Source organism: Streptomyces sp. CB02261, assembly GCF_001905665.1.
GTDB lineage: Bacteria > Actinomycetota > Actinomycetes > Streptomycetales > Streptomycetaceae > Streptomyces.
Genome location: NZ_LIVX01000013.1, coordinates 148132 through 164294 on the forward strand (window position 1 = coordinate 148132; position 16163 = coordinate 164294).

The 16163-nt window shown below is 72.0% G+C and carries 16 protein-coding genes; 11 read left to right on the forward strand and 5 right to left on the reverse strand.

Annotated features, from left to right (window positions below; genetic code table 11):
• Positions 1-139: 139 nt before the first annotated feature.
• On the reverse strand, positions 140-1669 hold the full coding sequence (gene miaB / locus AMK29_RS32830; RefSeq protein WP_073819707.1) for a tRNA (N6-isopentenyl adenosine(37)-C2)-methylthiotransferase MiaB: 1530 nt from the start codon (positions 1667-1669) through the stop codon (positions 140-142).
• Positions 1670-1921: 252 nt separating this feature from the next.
• Between miaB and AMK29_RS32835 the strand changes: the two genes are divergently transcribed.
• The 3 genes from AMK29_RS32835 (at position 1922) to AMK29_RS32845 (ending at position 4605) form a co-directional block, all read left to right on the forward strand.
• Positions 1922-2584 carry a DedA family protein gene (locus tag AMK29_RS32835; protein WP_073819708.1) on the forward strand — a complete coding sequence of 221 codons (663 nt, stop codon included), beginning with the start codon at positions 1922-1924 and terminating at the stop codon, positions 2582-2584.
• A 353-nt stretch (positions 2585-2937) separates the two neighbouring features.
• The gene (locus AMK29_RS32840; RefSeq protein WP_073819709.1) at positions 2938-3381 is read left to right on the forward strand and encodes a hypothetical protein; all 444 of its coding nucleotides are present in this window, start codon (positions 2938-2940) and stop codon (positions 3379-3381) included.
• A gap of 225 nt (positions 3382-3606) precedes the next feature.
• Positions 3607-4605 (forward strand): TAXI family TRAP transporter solute-binding subunit, encoded by a 999-nt coding sequence (locus tag AMK29_RS32845; RefSeq protein ID WP_073819710.1) that lies wholly within the window; start codon positions 3607-3609, stop codon positions 4603-4605.
• Positions 4606-4787: 182 nt separating this feature from the next.
• On the opposite strand, the gene AMK29_RS32850 is transcribed toward AMK29_RS32845, so the two are convergent.
• Positions 4788-6215 (reverse strand): sensor histidine kinase, encoded by a 1428-nt coding sequence (locus AMK29_RS32850; protein ID WP_073819711.1) that lies wholly within the window; start codon positions 6213-6215, stop codon positions 4788-4790.
• Positions 6216-6235: 20 nt separating this feature from the next.
• On the reverse strand, positions 6236-6946 hold the full coding sequence (locus AMK29_RS32855) for a response regulator transcription factor (RefSeq protein ID WP_073819712.1): 711 nt from the start codon (positions 6944-6946) through the stop codon (positions 6236-6238).
• A 309-nt stretch (positions 6947-7255) separates the two neighbouring features.
• Between AMK29_RS32855 and AMK29_RS32860 the strand changes: the two genes are divergently transcribed.
• The 8 genes from AMK29_RS32860 (at position 7256) to AMK29_RS32890 (ending at position 13816) form a co-directional block, all read left to right on the forward strand.
• A complete protein-coding gene (locus AMK29_RS32860) occupies positions 7256-8053 on the forward strand; it encodes an amino acid ABC transporter ATP-binding protein (protein ID WP_073819713.1) in 798 nt (265 codons plus the stop codon).
• A gap of 52 nt (positions 8054-8105) precedes the next feature.
• Positions 8106-8927, forward strand: a complete 822-nt coding sequence (locus tag AMK29_RS32865) for a glutamate ABC transporter substrate-binding protein (protein WP_073819714.1) — start codon at positions 8106-8108, stop codon at positions 8925-8927.
• A 119-nt stretch (positions 8928-9046) separates the two neighbouring features.
• Positions 9047-9721: an amino acid ABC transporter permease gene (locus tag AMK29_RS32870; RefSeq protein ID WP_073819715.1), complete on the forward strand. Its 675-nt coding sequence runs from the start codon at positions 9047-9049 to the stop codon at positions 9719-9721.
• Positions 9718-10608, forward strand: coding sequence for an amino acid ABC transporter permease (locus tag AMK29_RS32875; protein ID WP_073819716.1), 891 nt, complete (start codon positions 9718-9720; stop codon positions 10606-10608). The genes AMK29_RS32870 and AMK29_RS32875 overlap by 4 nt, the downstream gene beginning before the upstream one ends.
• Positions 10609-10800: 192 nt before the next feature.
• Positions 10801-12525 (forward strand): FAD-dependent monooxygenase, encoded by a 1725-nt coding sequence (locus tag AMK29_RS32880; protein ID WP_073819717.1) that lies wholly within the window; start codon positions 10801-10803, stop codon positions 12523-12525.
• A 47-nt stretch (positions 12526-12572) separates the two neighbouring features.
• Positions 12573-12644, forward strand: coding sequence for a putative leader peptide (locus AMK29_RS37840; protein ID WP_311136958.1), 72 nt, complete (start codon positions 12573-12575; stop codon positions 12642-12644).
• 174 nt (positions 12645-12818) lie between these two features.
• Positions 12819-13403 carry a cysteine dioxygenase gene (locus AMK29_RS32885; RefSeq protein ID WP_073819718.1) on the forward strand — a complete coding sequence of 195 codons (585 nt, stop codon included), beginning with the start codon at positions 12819-12821 and terminating at the stop codon, positions 13401-13403.
• Positions 13400-13816 (forward strand): rhodanese-like domain-containing protein, encoded by a 417-nt coding sequence (locus tag AMK29_RS32890; RefSeq protein WP_107422745.1) that lies wholly within the window; start codon positions 13400-13402, stop codon positions 13814-13816. Before AMK29_RS32885 ends, AMK29_RS32890 begins: the two co-directional genes overlap by 4 nt.
• A 349-nt stretch (positions 13817-14165) precedes the next feature.
• Here the strand turns inward: AMK29_RS32890 and recX are convergent, their stop codons facing one another.
• Positions 14166-14732 (reverse strand): recombination regulator RecX, encoded by a 567-nt coding sequence (gene recX, locus AMK29_RS32895; protein ID WP_073819719.1) that lies wholly within the window; start codon positions 14730-14732, stop codon positions 14166-14168.
• Between the two features lie 4 nt (positions 14733-14736).
• Positions 14737-15882: a recombinase RecA gene (gene recA, locus AMK29_RS32900; RefSeq protein WP_073819720.1), complete on the reverse strand. Its 1146-nt coding sequence runs from the start codon at positions 15880-15882 to the stop codon at positions 14737-14739.
• Positions 15883-16163: the final 281 nt, after the last annotated feature.

A 16163-nucleotide genomic window follows, 5' to 3' on the forward strand; every position in this document is an offset into this window, starting at 1 on the left:
CGGTTTCAGGCTGCGCCCCGGCCACCGGTCGGCGGTGGCTCCGGGCGCGAAGGCCCGGGGCCACCGCGCCCGGGTGCGAAGGCCGGGGCCCGGGCGCCACCCGGCGCCCCCGGCGACGCCCGGTGCCCCCGGCGACGTGTCAGTGGCTTCCGCAGGCCGGGGCCGTGGCCGCCGGGAGGGGCTCCGGTACGCCGATCTTCGGCAGGCCGAGGAGCACGCCGGCCGGCTTCGCGGCCGCGTCGGCGGTGCGCTTCTCCCAGGCGTCGCCCGCGCGGGTACGGCGTACCGACGCGACCGGGCCCTCGGCGAGGAGGTGGTGCGGGGCGGCGTACGTGATCTCGACGGTCACCACGTCGCCGGGACGGACGTCCTCGTCCGGCTTGGTGAAGTGGACGAGCCGGTTGTCGGGGGCGCGGCCCGAGAGGCGGTCCGTGGCGCCGTCCTTGCGGCCCTCGCCCTCGGCGACCATGACCTCCAGGGTGCGGCCGACCTGCTTCTTGTTCTCCTCCCAGGAGATCTCCTCCTGGAGGGCGACGAGCCGCATGTAGCGCTCCTGCACGACCGCCTTGGGGATCTGGTCCTCCATGTCGGCCGCCGGGGTCCCGGGGCGCTTGGAGTACTGGAAGGTGAAGGCGTTCGCGAAGCGGGCCTCGCGGACGGTGTGCATCGTCTGCTCGAAGTCCTCCTCGGTCTCGCCGGGGAAGCCCACGATGATGTCGGTGGAGATCGCGGCGTGCGGGATGGCCGCGCGGACCTTCTCGATGATGCCGAGGAAACGCTCCTGCCGGTACGAGCGGCGCATCGCGCGGAGGATCGTGTCCGAGCCGGACTGGAGCGGCATGTGCAGCTGCGGCATGACGTTCGGCGTCTCCGCCATCGCCGCGATCACGTCGTCGGTGAAGTCGCGGGGGTGCGGGGAGGTGAAGCGGACCCGCTCCAGACCCTCGATCTTCCCGCAGGCGCGCAGCAGCTTGGAGAAGGCCTCGCGGTCGCCGAGGTCGGAGCCGTACGCGTTGACGTTCTGGCCGAGCAGGGTGATCTCGGAGACGCCCTCGGCGACCAGCGCCTCGATCTCGGCGAGGATGTCGCCGGGGCGCCGGTCCTCCTCCTTGCCGCGCAGGGCGGGGACGATGCAGAAGGTGCAGGTGTTGTTGCAGCCGACGGAGATCGAGACCCAGGCGGCGTACGCGGACTCGCGGCGGGTCGGCAGCGTGGAGGGGAAGGCCTCCAGGGACTCGGCGATCTCGATCTGCGCCTCCTCCTGCACGCGGGCGCGCTCCAGGAGGACCGGCAACTTGCCGATGTTGTGCGTGCCGAAGACGACGTCGACCCAGGGGGCCTTCGTGACGATGGTGTCGCGGTCCTTCTGGGCGAGGCAGCCGCCGACGGCGATCTGCATGCCCGGGCGCGTGGTCTTCATGGGGGCGAGCCGGCCGAGGTTGCCGTACAGCTTGTTGTCGGCGTTCTCACGGACCGCGCAGGTGTTGAAGACGACGACGTCGGCGTCTCCGTCGGAGCCCTTGGGGGCCTTGACGTAACCCGCCTCCTCCAGCAGACCGGAGAGCCGCTCGGAGTCGTGGACGTTCATCTGGCACCCGTAGGTGCGGATCTCATAGGTCTTGGTGCCGTCAACGCTCACTGCGGTGCTCCGGTCGCTGCTGCTCGTCATGCGTCCAAGGGTAGGCGGTCCGGGGAGGGTCTCCGCCCGGGTCCGGGGGCGGGCGGCGGCCGCCGGGGCGGCCCGGCTCCGGAGGCTCCCCGGGGCCGCACCCTGCGGTTTTCCGCAGGGTCGGGGGTGCGGGGAACACCACCGAGGTGGGCGGCAATCCGCATACCGGTGCTGAGCAGCGCTTTCTACGTTCGAGGACGAAGCACGGGGTACCCGATCCGGGTCGCCGTTCCCCTCCCGCTTGGAGTCCTCATGAACCTGACGCCCCACGCACTCGCCCAGCAGCCCTCCGGCGGCATCGCCGGCTGGGCCGCCGGCCTCGTCGACACCATGGGCGGCCCGGGGGCCGGTCTGGCCATCGCCCTGGAGAACCTCTTCCCCCCGCTGCCCAGCGAGGTCATCCTGCCGCTGACCGGCTTCGCCGCAGGTCAGGGCGTGCTGAGTCTGGCCTCGGCGCTGTTCTGGACGACGCTCGGTTCGGTCGTCGGCGCGGTGGCGCTCTACTGGATCGGGGTGCTCTTCGGGCGGGAGCGGATGCGCAGGATCTGGGGGAAGCTGCCGCTGGTGAAGGCGTCGGACCTGGTCCGGACGGAGAAGTGGTTCGCCGAGCACGGCACCAAGGCGGTCTTCTTCGGCCGGATGGTGCCGATCTTCCGGAGTCTGATCTCGGTGCCCGCCGGCGTCGAGCGGATGCCGATGCCCTTGTTCGTCGTGCTCACCACGCTCGGCAGCCTCATCTGGAACAGCGTCCTCGTCATGGCCGGTTACTGGCTGGGCGACCAGTGGGACGTCGTGGAGAGGTACGTCGGTGTCCTGTCGAAGGCCGTCCTGGTCCTCGTGGTCGTCGCCGTCGCGGCCTACGTGGCGGTCCGGCTGCGCGGCCGGGACAAGGCCCGGCACCGGCGCGACGCGTGACGCCCGGTCCCCGAACCGACCGACACGAGACCCGCGGCTCCCGAAGCGACCGACACGAGACCCGCGGCTCCCGTACCGACGGACGCGTCGCCCCCGGCGGCCGTCCCACCCCCGGCCCGCGTCCCGCGGAGTCCCGGCGATCTTGTCCCGCCCATACGGGCGCACTCCTCTCGGGCCACGTGCGAGGGGACTCCGGGGGGACCGCGTCCGATCGACCACCGGCGCGGACCGGCGTGAACGGCCCCGCTCCGGGTCGCCGCCCGGGAGAGTACCGGCCCGGTGAAAACGAGGCCCCTGCCCCCACGACCACCCCGTCCTGGTGGCGCCGGGCCCTCGGGACCCTCATCGGCTGCGTGACCGCTCTCGTCGCCGCCCTCTTCTTGCTGGTCGCCGGCGTGACTCTCGGCCCGTTCCTGCTCCGGCCGCCCACCCGGGCCGCCGCGCCGGAGATCCTGATGGCCGGCGCCCGGCGCCTGGTCACCCTGGAACGGGCCCGGCGCTCCGCCTTCTTCGGGGACCGATTCTCCGTCCTCGACAAGCTGGACCTCTCCCCCGCCTCCGGGTACAGCGGCGGATCCTGGCGGTGCTCCGCTATCTGGAGGCGTAGGCCCGCCCACGGCCCGGGAGCCGCCCGCCGCGCGGTGGGCTGGGGCGTATCTCGGCCGGACGTGGTGACGACGACGGCGGCACGGGCATGGGAACTCCTCGGGGACTCAGGCGAGTTGCCGAGTTCGGTGGGTACGCCAGGGGCGGACAGGGGACTGTCCTCAAGATCACCGAACGCCTCCAGACGCTAGCCGCAGGGACCTCGGCACCCCCGCACGACACACGGCGCGGCGCGCGCCCGGGAGCCGCTCACCAGTTCGGCGGAGCGCACACGGGATCGCTCTCGGTGAGCGGCCGGGCACCGGCGCGCACCCCGGCCCCGCAGCTCCGGGGTGGCCCGACGGGTCCGTCCGGGGTGACCGGCGCCGCACCGTCGGGCCTGGCCAGGGGCGGCGGCGACCTGGCAGGATCGCGGCATGCCCGCCTCCCTGTCCCGTACCGCCCGCCGCCGTGTCCTGGCGGTCGCGGCCGCGCTGCTCACGGTGTGCGGGGTGCTGGTGTGGTGGCTGGTGCCCTTCGGCTCCCCCGTACCGAGCGGCTCGGTCACGTTCAGTACGGGCGTGCCCACCGGCGTCTACCAGCGGTACGGGAAGCTGCTCCAGCAGGCCCTCGCCCAGGACCTGCCCGAGGTCTCGATAACGCTGAAGGACAGTGAGGGATCGCAGCAGAACCTGGCCCGGGTCGCGGCGGGCGAGGCCGACTTCACCATCGCGACGGCCGACGCGGTGGCCCAGTACCAGCGCGAGCGCAGGCCCGGCTTCGAGCGGCTGCGGGGCTGCGCGCGCCTCTACGACGACTACGTGCAGCTCGTGGTGCGCAAGGGTTCCTCGGTGCAGAACGTACGGGACCTGCGCGGGCTCCGCGTCGGCGTCGGCCAGGACGGCTCCGGTGTCAGGCTGATAGCGGACCGGGTCCTCGCGGCGGCGGGCCTCACCCCGGTGAGCGACGTCGAGGCCGTCTCGGTGGGCATCGACACCATGCCCGGACTCCTGGAGCGGGGCGCACTCGACGCGTTCTTCTGGTCGGGCGGGCTGCCGACGGACGCCGTGCAGAAGCTGGCCGATCGGTACGAGGTCCGGCTGCTTCCGCTGGACTCGGCCCTGGTGGACCGGCTCCACGACGTCGGCGGCTCGACCCGCCACTACCGGTCGGCGGTGATCCCCGCCGACGCCTACGCCAAGGCGCAGGACGGCCAGCCGATCGCGACCCTCGCGGTGGCGAACCTCCTGGTCACCACCGAGGAGGCCGACGAGGACCTGGTCGAGGGCTTCACCCGTACGGTGATCAGGAGCCGGGACCGGATCGGCAGCCAGGTCCACCCGGCCCAGCTGGTGGACCTGCGGACCGCCGTCTACACCGAGCCCGTCACCCTCCACGACGGCGCCCGCCGCTACTACCGCTCGGTGAAGCCGTAGCTCCACGCGGTCACGGGGCTACGAGGCCTGGACGCCATCGCTCGACTCGGCTCGGCTCGGCTCGGCTCGGGTCAGGCCGTAGCCCTCCGCGGTCGAGGGCGCGGTTCCAGGGCCCACCCCTACCCGTAACCCATAGCTCCACCCGGTCGGGGTGGCATCGCGCCCGCCGTGCGCGCCGGGTCCTACCGCTCGCCGAAGCCGCGCTCCGCCGCCTCCAGCGGCGCGTGCCGTGGGACGGAGACCGTCACCCGCAGCCCGTGCGGGTCGTTCGGGGCGAACGTCAGGCTTCCGCCGCCCGCCGTGAGCAGGACGCGCGTGATGGACAGGCCGAGCCCCGAGCCCTTGACGTTCTGGTGCCGTCCGGAGCGCCAGAAGCGATCACCGACACGGGACAGCTCGTCCTCCGTGAGGCCGGGCCCCTGGTCGGCGACCACGACGGAGACGCTCGCCCCGTCCGGGGACACCGCGACCGTGACGGCGACCTCCTCCCCGGCCGGCGTGAACTTCAGCGCGTTGTCGATCACCGCGTCCAGGGCGCTGGAGAGGGCCACCGGGTCCGCCCAGGCCGTGACCGCGCCGCACTCCCCGGTCAGCAGGACGCCCTTGTCCTCGGCGACCGGCCGCCAGGAGACGACCCGCTCGCCGGTGAGCGCGCCGACGTCGATGAGCCGCAGCTCGGCGGCCGTGTGCTCGGCGAGCGCCAGGTCGAGGAGGTCGTCGAGGACCTGGGCGAGGCGCTTGCCCTCGGTCCGTACGGAGGCGATCTCCTCGTTGCCCTCGGGGAGTTCGAGGGCGAGGAGCTCGATCCGCAGGAGCAGCGCGGCCAGCGGGTTGCGCAGCTGGTGGGAGGCGTCGGCGACGAAGGCGCGCTGCTGTTCGAGCGCCTCCTCGACGTTGTCGGCCATCTCGTTGAACGAGAGCGCGAGCCTCCGCAGTTCGGGCGGCCCGCCGGTCGCGGCGACGCGGGAGTTCATCCGTCCGGTGGCGATGTCGTGGGTCACGGAGTCGAGGACGCGGACCGGTCGCAGGACCCAGCCCGTGAGCCGGAAGGCGGCGCCGACGGCGAGCAGCATGGCGGCGGCCTCGCCGGCGAAGATCAGCAGCCAGCCGCGCAGGATGCGGGACCGCAGCTGCCCGGTGGGCGAGTCGGTGACGACGACGGCGACGACGTCACCGTCGCGGACGACCGGGGAGGCGATGGTGAGCCGGGCATGGGGCTGCCAGGGCCACACCTGGGGCGGGTCGTGGCTGCGGCGGCCGAGGAGCGCCTCGCGGAAGGCGCGGCGGCCCTCTCCCTCGTACGGGACGACCCAGTCCTCGGGCGCGGCGGCCATGGAGCGGTTGTTGCGGTAGAAGATCCCGGCGCGGATGCCGTACACGTCGTGGTAGCTGGCGAGTTCGCCGCCGAGGGTGATCCGCCGTTCGTCCGTGACGGGGCTGGTCTCCCTGACGAACTGCGCGAGGGCGGCGAAGCGCGCGGCGTCGTCGAGCCGGTCGACGACGACCCGCTGCTGTTCCGACGCGGCGAGGCTGGCGGCGAGCGGGAAGCCGAGGGCGAGCAGGACGCCGGCCATCAGGATGATGAGCAGCGGAAGGAGGCGGGTGCGCACGGAGGGGCCGTTCGGAGCGGTTACGCGGAGGGGGCGACCAGACGGTAGCCGACGCCCCGCACGGTCTCGATCAGGGCGGGCATCCGCAGCTTGGAGCGCAGGGAGGCGACGTGCACCTCCAGGGTGCGGCCGGTCCCCTCCCAACTGGTGCGCCAGACCTCGCTGATGATCTGCTCGCGGCGGAAGACGACTCCGGGGCGCTGGGCGAGGAGGGCGAGCAGGTCGAACTCCTTGCGGGTGAGGGGGATGCTCTCGCCGTCGACGCTGACGCGCCGGGTGGGCAGCTCGATGGTGACGGCCCCGAGCTGCAGCTGGGTGCCGTCGGCGGCGCCGGACCCCGCGGTCTCCTCGGCGCCGGCGTGGCGCCGGCTGACAGCGTGGATCCGGGCGAGGAGCTCGCCGGGGTCGTAGGGCTTGACGACGTAGTCGTCGGCGCCGAGGTTGAGGCCGTGGATCCGGGAGCGGACGTCGCCGCGCGCGGTCACCATGATCACCGGGGTGGTGGTGAGCTTCCGGATGCGGCCGCAGACCTGGTAGCCGTCCTGGTCGGGGAGGCCGAGGTCGAGCAGGATCACCCCGTAGGAGGGGCGCTCGCCCTGGGCGGTGGGCAGGACGGCCTGGAGTGCCTCCTCGCCGCTGCGGGCGTGGGTGACGCTGAACCCGTGCTTCGCGAGGATCGCGGAGAGGGCGGCGGCGACGTGGTCGTCGTCCTCGACGAGCAGCAGTCGCATGCGTACCTCCTCCGTGGTGACGTGGTGACGTGGTGACGTGGTGATCTGCCGGTAGCGGCTCTCCGCGTACGAGTCTGTGTACCAGGTGGTACCAGGGCATGAACACCGATCTCCGGTGTCACAGTCAAGTGTCCCCCTGTGACGCCGGCGTTTCCGTTATGCAGCCGGTACGGCCGGGGGCGCCCCCTTCACGCACTGTGTCCGGTTGCGGCCGGATCGTTATCCTCAATTTCCGCTCAGATGTGATGACGGTCATCACATCGGGTCTCTAGTGTCCTCCCCAACCGAGGAGGACGGAGCAAGAGCCCGATGAGCGGAGAGTCTGTGTCCCAGCCAGTGCCCGGAGGGCCCGAGGACACCCCGCACGCCGCGGACGACCTGGTCGTACTGTCCGGCGTGAACAAGCACTTCGGCGCACTGCATGTCCTCCAGGACATCGACCTGACGATCAGCCGCGGCGAGGTCGTGGTCGTCATCGGACCTTCCGGGTCCGGCAAGTCGACGCTGTGCCGCACGATCAACCGGCTGGAGAGCATCGACTCCGGCTCCATCACCATCGACGGCAAGCCGCTGCCCGCGGAGGGCAAGGAGCTGGCCCGGCTGCGGTCGGACGTCGGCATGGTGTTCCAGTCGTTCAACCTCTTCGCGCACAAGACGGTGCTCGAGAACGTGATGCTGGGGCAGATCAAGGTCCGCAAGACGGAGAAGAAGGCCGCCGAGACCAAGGCCCGTGCCCTGCTCGACCGGGTCGGGGTCGGCACCCAGGCGGACAAGTACCCGGCGCAGCTCTCCGGTGGCCAGCAGCAGCGGGTGGCGATCGCCCGCGCGCTCGCGATGGACCCGAAGGTCATGCTGTTCGACGAGCCGACGTCCGCGCTCGACCCCGAGATGATCAACGAGGTCCTCGAGGTCATGCAGCAGCTGGCCCGGGACGGCATGACGATGGTGGTCGTCACCCACGAGATGGGTTTCGCGCGGTCCGCCGCCAACCGGGTCGTCTTCATGGCCGACGGGCGGATCGTCGAACAGGCGACGCCCGAGGAGTTCTTCAGCAACCCGCGGAGCGACCGGGCCAAGGACTTCCTCTCCAAGATCCTTCACCACTGAGCGAGTTCGGGCCTATTCTTCCCAACTCACTTCTAGCCAAGGGACATTCTCGATGAAGCTTCGTCGCACCCCCGCCGCCGCGGCGGCCGCAGTCGTCCTCGCCCTGACCGCCACGGCCTGTGGTGGCGGTTCGGACTCCGGCAGCAACGGTGACAAGATCAACGTCGGCATCAAGTTCGACCAGCCCGGCCTGGGCCTGAAGACCCCGGACGGCACGTACGCCGGCTTCGACGTCGACGTCGCCCGTTACGTCGCCAAGGAGCTCGGCTACGCCGAGGACAAGATCAACTTCAAGCAGGCGCCGAGCGCCGAGCGCGAGAACCTGATCAAGAACGGTGACGTCAAGTTCGTCGTCGCCAGCTACTCGATCAACGACAAGCGCAAGAAGGAGGTCGACTTCGCCGGTCCGTACTTCCTGGCCCACCAGGACCTGCTCGTGCGCTCCGACGACAGCTCGATCACCAAGGTCGAGGACCTGAACTCCAAGAAGCTCTGCTCGGTCACCGGCTCGACCTCCGCGCAGAACGTCAAGGACAAGCTGGCCCCGAAGGCCGACCTCCAGCAGCTCGGCGGCTACTCCGAGTGCCTCACCGGCCTGGAGAACAAGGCCGTCGACGCCCTGACCACCGACGACTCCATCCTCGCGGGCTACGCCTCGCAGAAGGAGCACCAGGGCAAGTTCAAGCTCGCCGGCCTGCGGATGAGCGACGAGAAGTACGGCATCGGCGTCAAGAAGGGCGACGACGAGCTGCGCGGCAAGATCAACAAGGCGCTGGAGAAGATGGTCTCCGACGGCACCTGGGAGAAGCTCGTCAAGCAGCACTTCGGCCCCTCGGGCTACAAGTACGAGGCCGCGCCCAAGGTCGAGAACTGACCTGACCCGCTCCGGCCGTGACGGCCGCCCCGCCGCAGGGGCGGCCGTCACACCGGCACCGGCCGCTGCCCACGCACCGGCCGTCCACCGACCGACCACCAGGGGAGAGCGCGGGCATCGTGTTCGACTTTCTTGATTCCGGGCAGTACGACCTGCTCGGCGCCTTCTGGGTGACGGCGAAGCTCGCCCTCTACTCGGCGATCGGCTCGCTGATCTGGGGCACCGCCCTGGTCGCGATGCGGGTCAGCCCGGTCCCGCTGATGCGCGGATTCGGGACCGCGTACGTCAACCTCGTCCGCAACACCCCGCTGACCGTGGTCATCGTGGGCTGCTCGTTCGTCCTCAACCAGACCCTTCTCATCTCGCTGGGCGGAGAGGGCGCCGAGGAGATCGGCTTCCGGCTCGCGGTACTCGGACTCATCGCCTACACCGGCACCTTCGTCTGCGAGGCGCTGCGCTCCGGCATCAACACCGTCCCGCCGGGCCAGGCCGAGGCCGCCCGCGCGCTGGGCCTCAGCTTCACGCAGGTCCTCACCCTGGTGGTGCTCCCGCAGGCCTTCCGCACGGTGGTCACCCCGCTCGCCAACGTCCTGATCGCCCTCACCAAGAACACCACCGTGGCGGCCGCCATCAGCGCCGCCGAGGCGGCGTTCCTGATGAAGGAGATGATCGAGAACGAGGCCGACGCCCTCTTCGTGGTCTTCGGCATCTTCGCGTTCGGCTTCATGGTCCTCACCCTCCCCACCGGCCTCATCCTGGGCTGGGCGGCCAAGCGTCTGGCGGTGAAGCGATGAGCTCCGTCCTGTACGACACCCCGGGTCCCCGCGCCAAGCAGCGGAACGTCCTCTACACGGTCGTCTTCCTCGCCGTCCTCGGCCTGGTGGCGTGGTGGGTCCTCTCGGCCCTGGCCGACAAGAACCAGCTGGCCGCCGACAAGTGGACGCCGTTCGTCACCGACTCCCGGGTCTGGACGACGTACCTGCTGCCCGGTCTGACCGAGACCCTCAAGGCCGCCGCGCTCTCCATCCTGATCGCGCTGCCGCTCGGCGCCGTCCTCGGTATCGGCCGGCTCTCCGACCACCGCTGGGTGCGGGTCCCCGTCGGCGCGGTCGTGGAGTTCTTCCGCGCCATCCCGGTGCTGCTCCTGATGATGTTCGCCAGCGCCGTGTACGCGAAGTTCACCACCGTCAGCTCCGACTTCCGCCCGCTGTACGCGGTCGTCACCGGCCTGGTGCTCTACAACGCCTCGGTCATCGCCGAGGTCGTCCGCGCCGGTGTGCTCTCGCTGCCCCGGGGCCAGGGCGACGCGGCCGAGGCCCTCGGCATGCGCAAGGGCCAGACCATGATGTACGTCCTGCTGCCGCAGGCCGTGACCGTCATGCTCCCCGCGCTGGTCAGCCAGCTCGTCGTGATCGTCAAGGACACCGCGCTCGGCGGCGCCCTGCTCGGCTTCGGAGAACTTCTCAGCCAGAACCGGCAGATCACGGCCAACTACGGCGCCAACACGATCGCCACCTTCACGGTCATCGCGCTGATCTACATCGTCATCAACGCCATCCTCACCAGCCTCGCCGGTCGCCTTGAGCAGCGCCTGCGGCGGGGCAAGAAGTCCCCCTCGGTGGCCATCCCGGCGCAGGCCGCACCCACCGAAGCGGTGACGAAGGCCGTCAGCGACGTCTGACCCCGAAGGGGTCCCTGGGACGACAGGGGTGGGCCGGAGCGGTACCGACTTGAGGTCGGCCGCACCGCGCCCACCCCGTCGCTTGACGCAAGCACCCTCAGTGGGTTGCATACGGTCTGTGATCAAGCACCGGGCTCGTGCCACACTCAGCTGTGCTGCCCTCATGACCGTCCGGCCTTCAGGAGCCGCGCCGTGGACCCGGTGATCATCGTGGGCGCGGGGCCGGTCGGTCTCGCGCTCTCCCTCGCGCTCGCCGCGCAGGGCGTGCCCAGCGTCGTGCTCGACGAGGGCTCCGGCAAGGAGGAGCCGCGCCCCGCCCGGAGCGTCGTCCTGCGCGCCGACATGGCCGCCATGGTCGAGCGGCTCGGCTGCACCACCCTCCGTGACGAGGGCGTCCGCTGGGTCGGCTGGCGCGGTATGCGCCGCCGCCAGCAGGTGCGCCGCCTCGAACTCGACCTGGGGCTCGGCGGTACGGAGGAGTGGTCCGAGGACCCCGCCGCCCCCTCCGCCCCGGCCGCGCCGCTGCACATCCCCCAGCACGCCCTCGCGCGCGGGCTGCGCGAGGCCATCGCCGGCCAGAAGCTCGTCCAGATCGTCACCGAGGCGCGGCTCGACACCATCGAGCAGGACCGCGACGGGGTCGTCGCCCACACCCGGGGGCCGGAGGGCACCTGGTGGCGCGGCAGCCATCTCGTCGGCTGCGACGGCGCCCGCTCGACCGTACGCAAGCTCCTCGGCATCCGCTTCCCCGGCCGTACGGCGGTGGAACGGCACGCCGTCGCGGCCCTGCGCACCGAACTTCCCTGGCCGGGCGAGGCCCTGCTGCACCGTCAGCCTCCGTGGCGGGGCGCCGCCGACGAGATCACCGCCCGCCCGCTGCCCGACGGGGTGTGGCGGATCGACTGGCTGCTGCCGCCCCGGGGCGACCTGGTCACCCCGGACGCGCTGATCGCCCGCATCCGCGAGACCCTGGCCGGCTGGTGCGACGGGGTGACGCCCCCGTACGAACTCATCGACACCGGCGTCTACACCCTGCACCACCGGCTCGCCCGTCGCTGGCGGGTCGACCGGGTCCTCCTCGCCGGGGACGCGGCCCATCTGCTCGGCGCGGTCGGCACCCAAGGCCTCGACGAGGGGCTCAGGGACGTGGACAACCTGGCCTGGAAGCTCGCCCTCACCTGGCACCACGGCGCTCCCGAGCGGCTGCTCGACAGCTACCAGAGCGAACGGCGCGCCGCCGTCGCCCACCGCCTGCGCGCGGCGGACCAGTCGCTGCCCGTCCTGCGCGGTGGCGGCGGGCTTCGGACGTACCTTCCCGGCGCGGCGCGCGGTCACGACGCCCTGCTGACGGACGGCCACGTGGGGCGCGGCCCGCTCGGCGCGCCCCCCGCCTATCCGCACTCCCCCCTCGCGGCTCCCCACGCCGAGGGCGGAACCCCCGTGGGCACCCCGGTGGGCGCCCCGGTCGAGGACGTCCGCGTGACCGCCCCGGACGGCACGACCGTACGGCTCAGGGACCGGCTCGGTCAGGGCCGTCTCCTGGTGCTCCTGGTCGCACCCGGCACCGGTGTCTGGGACCGGCGCCACTGGCAGGGCGCGGGGATGATGCCCCGGCTCGACGAGGCGGTCCGCGCCCTCCCGGCGAAGGCGGAGATCCTGGTGACCGAGGCGTACCCGGGCGCTCCGGCGCACGCCGTCCTGCTGGTACGGCCCGACGGGCATCTCGTCGCCTCGTTCTCCGGGGTCCGCCCCGAGGAGCTGTACGCGGCGGCGGACGCGGCCCGCGGAGGCACGGCGACGGACGGGACGACCGCCGAGGCGGGCGAGACACCGGAGGACGGTTCGCGCGGCGGAGCGGAGGCGGAGGTACCCGCACCGGCGTCCCCGAAGCGCGACCGCACGGCGGACATCCATTGATTCCCGGCGTCGCGCGTGGTGTACTCCGGAGCGTGACCGACACCGATGTGCGCCTGTGGCGGAGGGTCCATATGGACCTCGTCCGCTACGCGGGCTGCGTGTGTCGCCCGTCCCGCTGATCTCGCCCCTTCCCCGCGCGCGCCCGCCGGACGTCCGTGTACGCACGTCCGCGTCGATGTACGACCGCAGCTGCGACCGTGCACCTCCGTCGGACCTCGTACACGTCCGTATGCGGTGTACGTGTACGTCCGTGTGCCGTCGCGCGCTCTTCGCGAACCTCAGGACGGTCACCCGTGGCTCCACACACCCCCGCGCTCCCGCCCACGCCTCCCTCTCTCCTCACCCCGTCAGCGGCGGCGGCTCCGGCTCCCACCGCTCCCTCCCAGGCCCCGACGGCGGCCGAACTGCTCGCCTTCGTCCGGCGCACGGCGGCGGACCCGGAACTGGTCGCCTCGCTGCCGCTCGACCCCGAGGGCCGCACCTGGGTGCGGCTCGAAGGCCCCGGCGGCAGCGAGGCCTGGCTCATCGGCTGGCCGCCCGGCACCGGTACGGGCTGGCACGACCACGCCGAGTCCCTGGGCGCCTTCGCCACCGCGCGCGGCACGCTGACCGAGCACTCGCTCGCGGTCCGGCTCCCGTCGAGCGGCTGGAAGACCCTGGAACTGGCCGACGGGCTCGACCGCTCCCGCAGCCTCGGGCCCGGAGCGGACCGCGCCTTCGGCACCCACCATGTGCACGAGGTGCTCAACGAGTCCCCGGACACCCACGCGGTGTCCGTGCACGCCTACTATCCGCCGCTCCCGCTGATCCGGCGGTTCAGCCGGACGGGCGCGGTGCTCCGTCTCGAGCAGGTCGAGCGTCCGGAGGACTGGCAGTGAGCGACGAACGCGTCGGCATCGACGAGCTGTTGGAGCGGGTCAGGTCGGGCCTCGACCGGATCGGCCCCCGGGCCGCCCACGAGGCGCACGAGGCGGGTGAGGCGCTTCTGGTGGACACCCGGTACGCGGCCCTGCGTGAACGGGACGGGCTGATCCCGGGCGCGCTGGTGGTGGAGCGCAACGAGCTGGAATGGCGACTCGACCCCCAGGGCAGCCACCGGGCGCCGGAGGCGGTGAGCCACGATCTGCGGGTGGTGGTCCTGTGCAACGAGGGCTACGCCTCCTCCCTCGCGGCCGAGTCGCTGCGGCGGCTCGGCCTCCACCGGGCGACCGACCTGATCGGCGGCTTCCAGGCGTGGAAGGCCGAGGGCCTCCCGGTGCTTCCCCCGACGACCCCGACGACGGGCGACTGAGGCACGGCAGCGGCGCGGTCCGGCCTGCCGGACGGGACGGCACCACGCGGCACGGCACGGCACGGCGCCAGATGCCGCGGACCGACGCGTACGGCACGGCACGGACCGGCAGCGGACGCCGCTGTCCGGCACGGGACGCCGCGAATCGGCACGGGACGCCGAGGACCGACGCGGACCGCACGGCGCGGTCCGGCACCGGATGTTACGGACCGGAGAGGGCACCGACCGGTACCGGACGTCGCGGGCCGGAGCCCCGGCACCCGCGGGAGGTCGTCGAGGACCTGGGGTACGCGCGGGCGCGCGGACCGGCGCGGGTGACGCATCCTTCTGGCCCTCCCCCCCGAGGGGGTCAGAAGGACTCGTCCAGCCCGTCCGTGTCCTCGCCCTCCGCCTCCAGCGCCTGGCGGACGACGCGGAGGGCCATGCCCTCGGGATACCCCTTCCGCGCGAGCATCCCGGCGAGCCGGCGCAGCCGCCGGTCGCGGTCGAGACCGCGGGTGGCGCGCAGCTTGCGGGCGACGAGCTCGCGCGCCGTGGTCTCCTCCTGCTCGGAGTCGAGCTGCTCCACCGCCTCCTGGATGAGGGTCGGCTCCACACCCTTGGTCCGCAGCTCGCGGGCGAGAGCCCGGCGGGCGAGGCCCCGGCCGTGGTGGCGGGACTCCACCCAGGCCCCGGCGAAGGCGGCGTCGTCGATGAGCCCGACGTCCTCGAAGCGGGAGAGGACCTCCTCCGCCACCTCGTCGGGGATCTCCCGCTTGCGCAGCGCGTCCGCGAGCTGCTTGCGCGTGCGGGGGGTCCCGGTGAGCAGGCGCAGACAGATCGCCCGCGCCCGCTCAGCCGGATCCTGGGGTGACAGCTCCTTCTCGGCCCTCGACGAGTCGGGGCTGTCACCCGGCCATTCGGTGCGACCGGTCACCGGTTCAGCTCTTGACCGCGGTGGCCTTGGTCGCCTTCGCGGTCTTGCTCACGGGAGCCGGGACGCTCTTGGCCGCGTCGTCCGCGCCGGCCGCGTCCGCGGGGGTCGCCGCGTCCGTCGCCGGCTCGGCCTTCGCGGCCTCGGGCCGGACGCCGACGCCCAGCTTCTCCTTGATCTTCTTCTCGATCTCGTCGGCGAGGTCGGGGTTGTCCTTCAGGAAGTTGCGGGCGTTCTCCTTGCCCTGGCCGAGCTGGTCGCCCTCGTACGTGTACCAGGCGCCGGCCTTGCGCACGAAGCCGTGCTCCACGCCCATGTCGATCAGGCCGCCCTCGCGGCTGATGCCCTGGCCGTAGAGGATGTCGAACTCCGCCTGCTTGAAGGGGGGCGCGACCTTGTTCTTGACGACCTTGACGCGGGTGCGGTTGCCGACCGCGTCCGTGCCGTCCTTGAGGGTCTCGATGCGGCGGATGTCGAGGCGCACCGAGGCGTAGAACTTCAGGGCGCGGCCACCGGTCGTGGTCTCCGGCGAGCCGAACATCACGCCGATCTTCTCGCGGAGCTGGTTGATGAAGATCGCGGTGGTCTTGGACTGGTTGAGCGCGCTGGTGATCTTCCGGAGCGCCTGGCTCATCAGACGGGCCTGGAGGCCGACGTGCGAGTCGCCCATCTCGCCCTCGATCTCGGCGCGCGGGACGAGCGCGGCGACGGAGTCGATGACGATCAGGTCGAGGGCGCCGGAGCGGACCAGCATGTCGACGATCTCGAGGGCCTGCTCGCCGTTGTCCGGCTGGGACAGGATGAGGTTGTCGATGTCGACGCCGAGCTTCTTGGCGTACTCGGGGTCGAGGGCGTGCTCGGCGTCCACGAAGGCCACCTGGCCGCCGGCCTTCTGGGCGTTGGCGACGGCGTGCAGGGTGAGGGTCGTCTTACCGGAGGACTCCGGTCCGTAGATCTCCACGACACGGCCGCGCGGCAGGCCACCGACGCCGAGCGCGATGTCGAGGGCGGTCGATCCGGTGGAGATCACCTCGATCGGCTCCTGGGTGCGGTCGCCCATGCGCATCACGGCGCCCTTGCCGAATTGGCGTTCAATCTGTGCGAGCGCGGCGTCGAGCGCCTTCTCGCGGTCGGTTCCTGCCATGGGTTCCACCCGGTTTGCTTGAGTCGATCGCTTCATGTGAAAGACGCTAACCCCTGCCACTGACAATGGGCCCCGACGTCCCTTCCGACCTGTGGACAACTCACCGGCGAACCCGCGACGAGCCCGCGATTCCAAGGGCCGGGCTTCCATCAGAATGGATGTTCGATTTCAGTGTCAAGCGCGCCACGCCCGGAGGGAGCCGACCCCGGCCGCGACCGCCAGGCCCCGTCACCCCTGCCCTGCTAGCCTGCCGGAGGCCGTGCGAGAGAACGAGGAGGTGGTACCCGTGA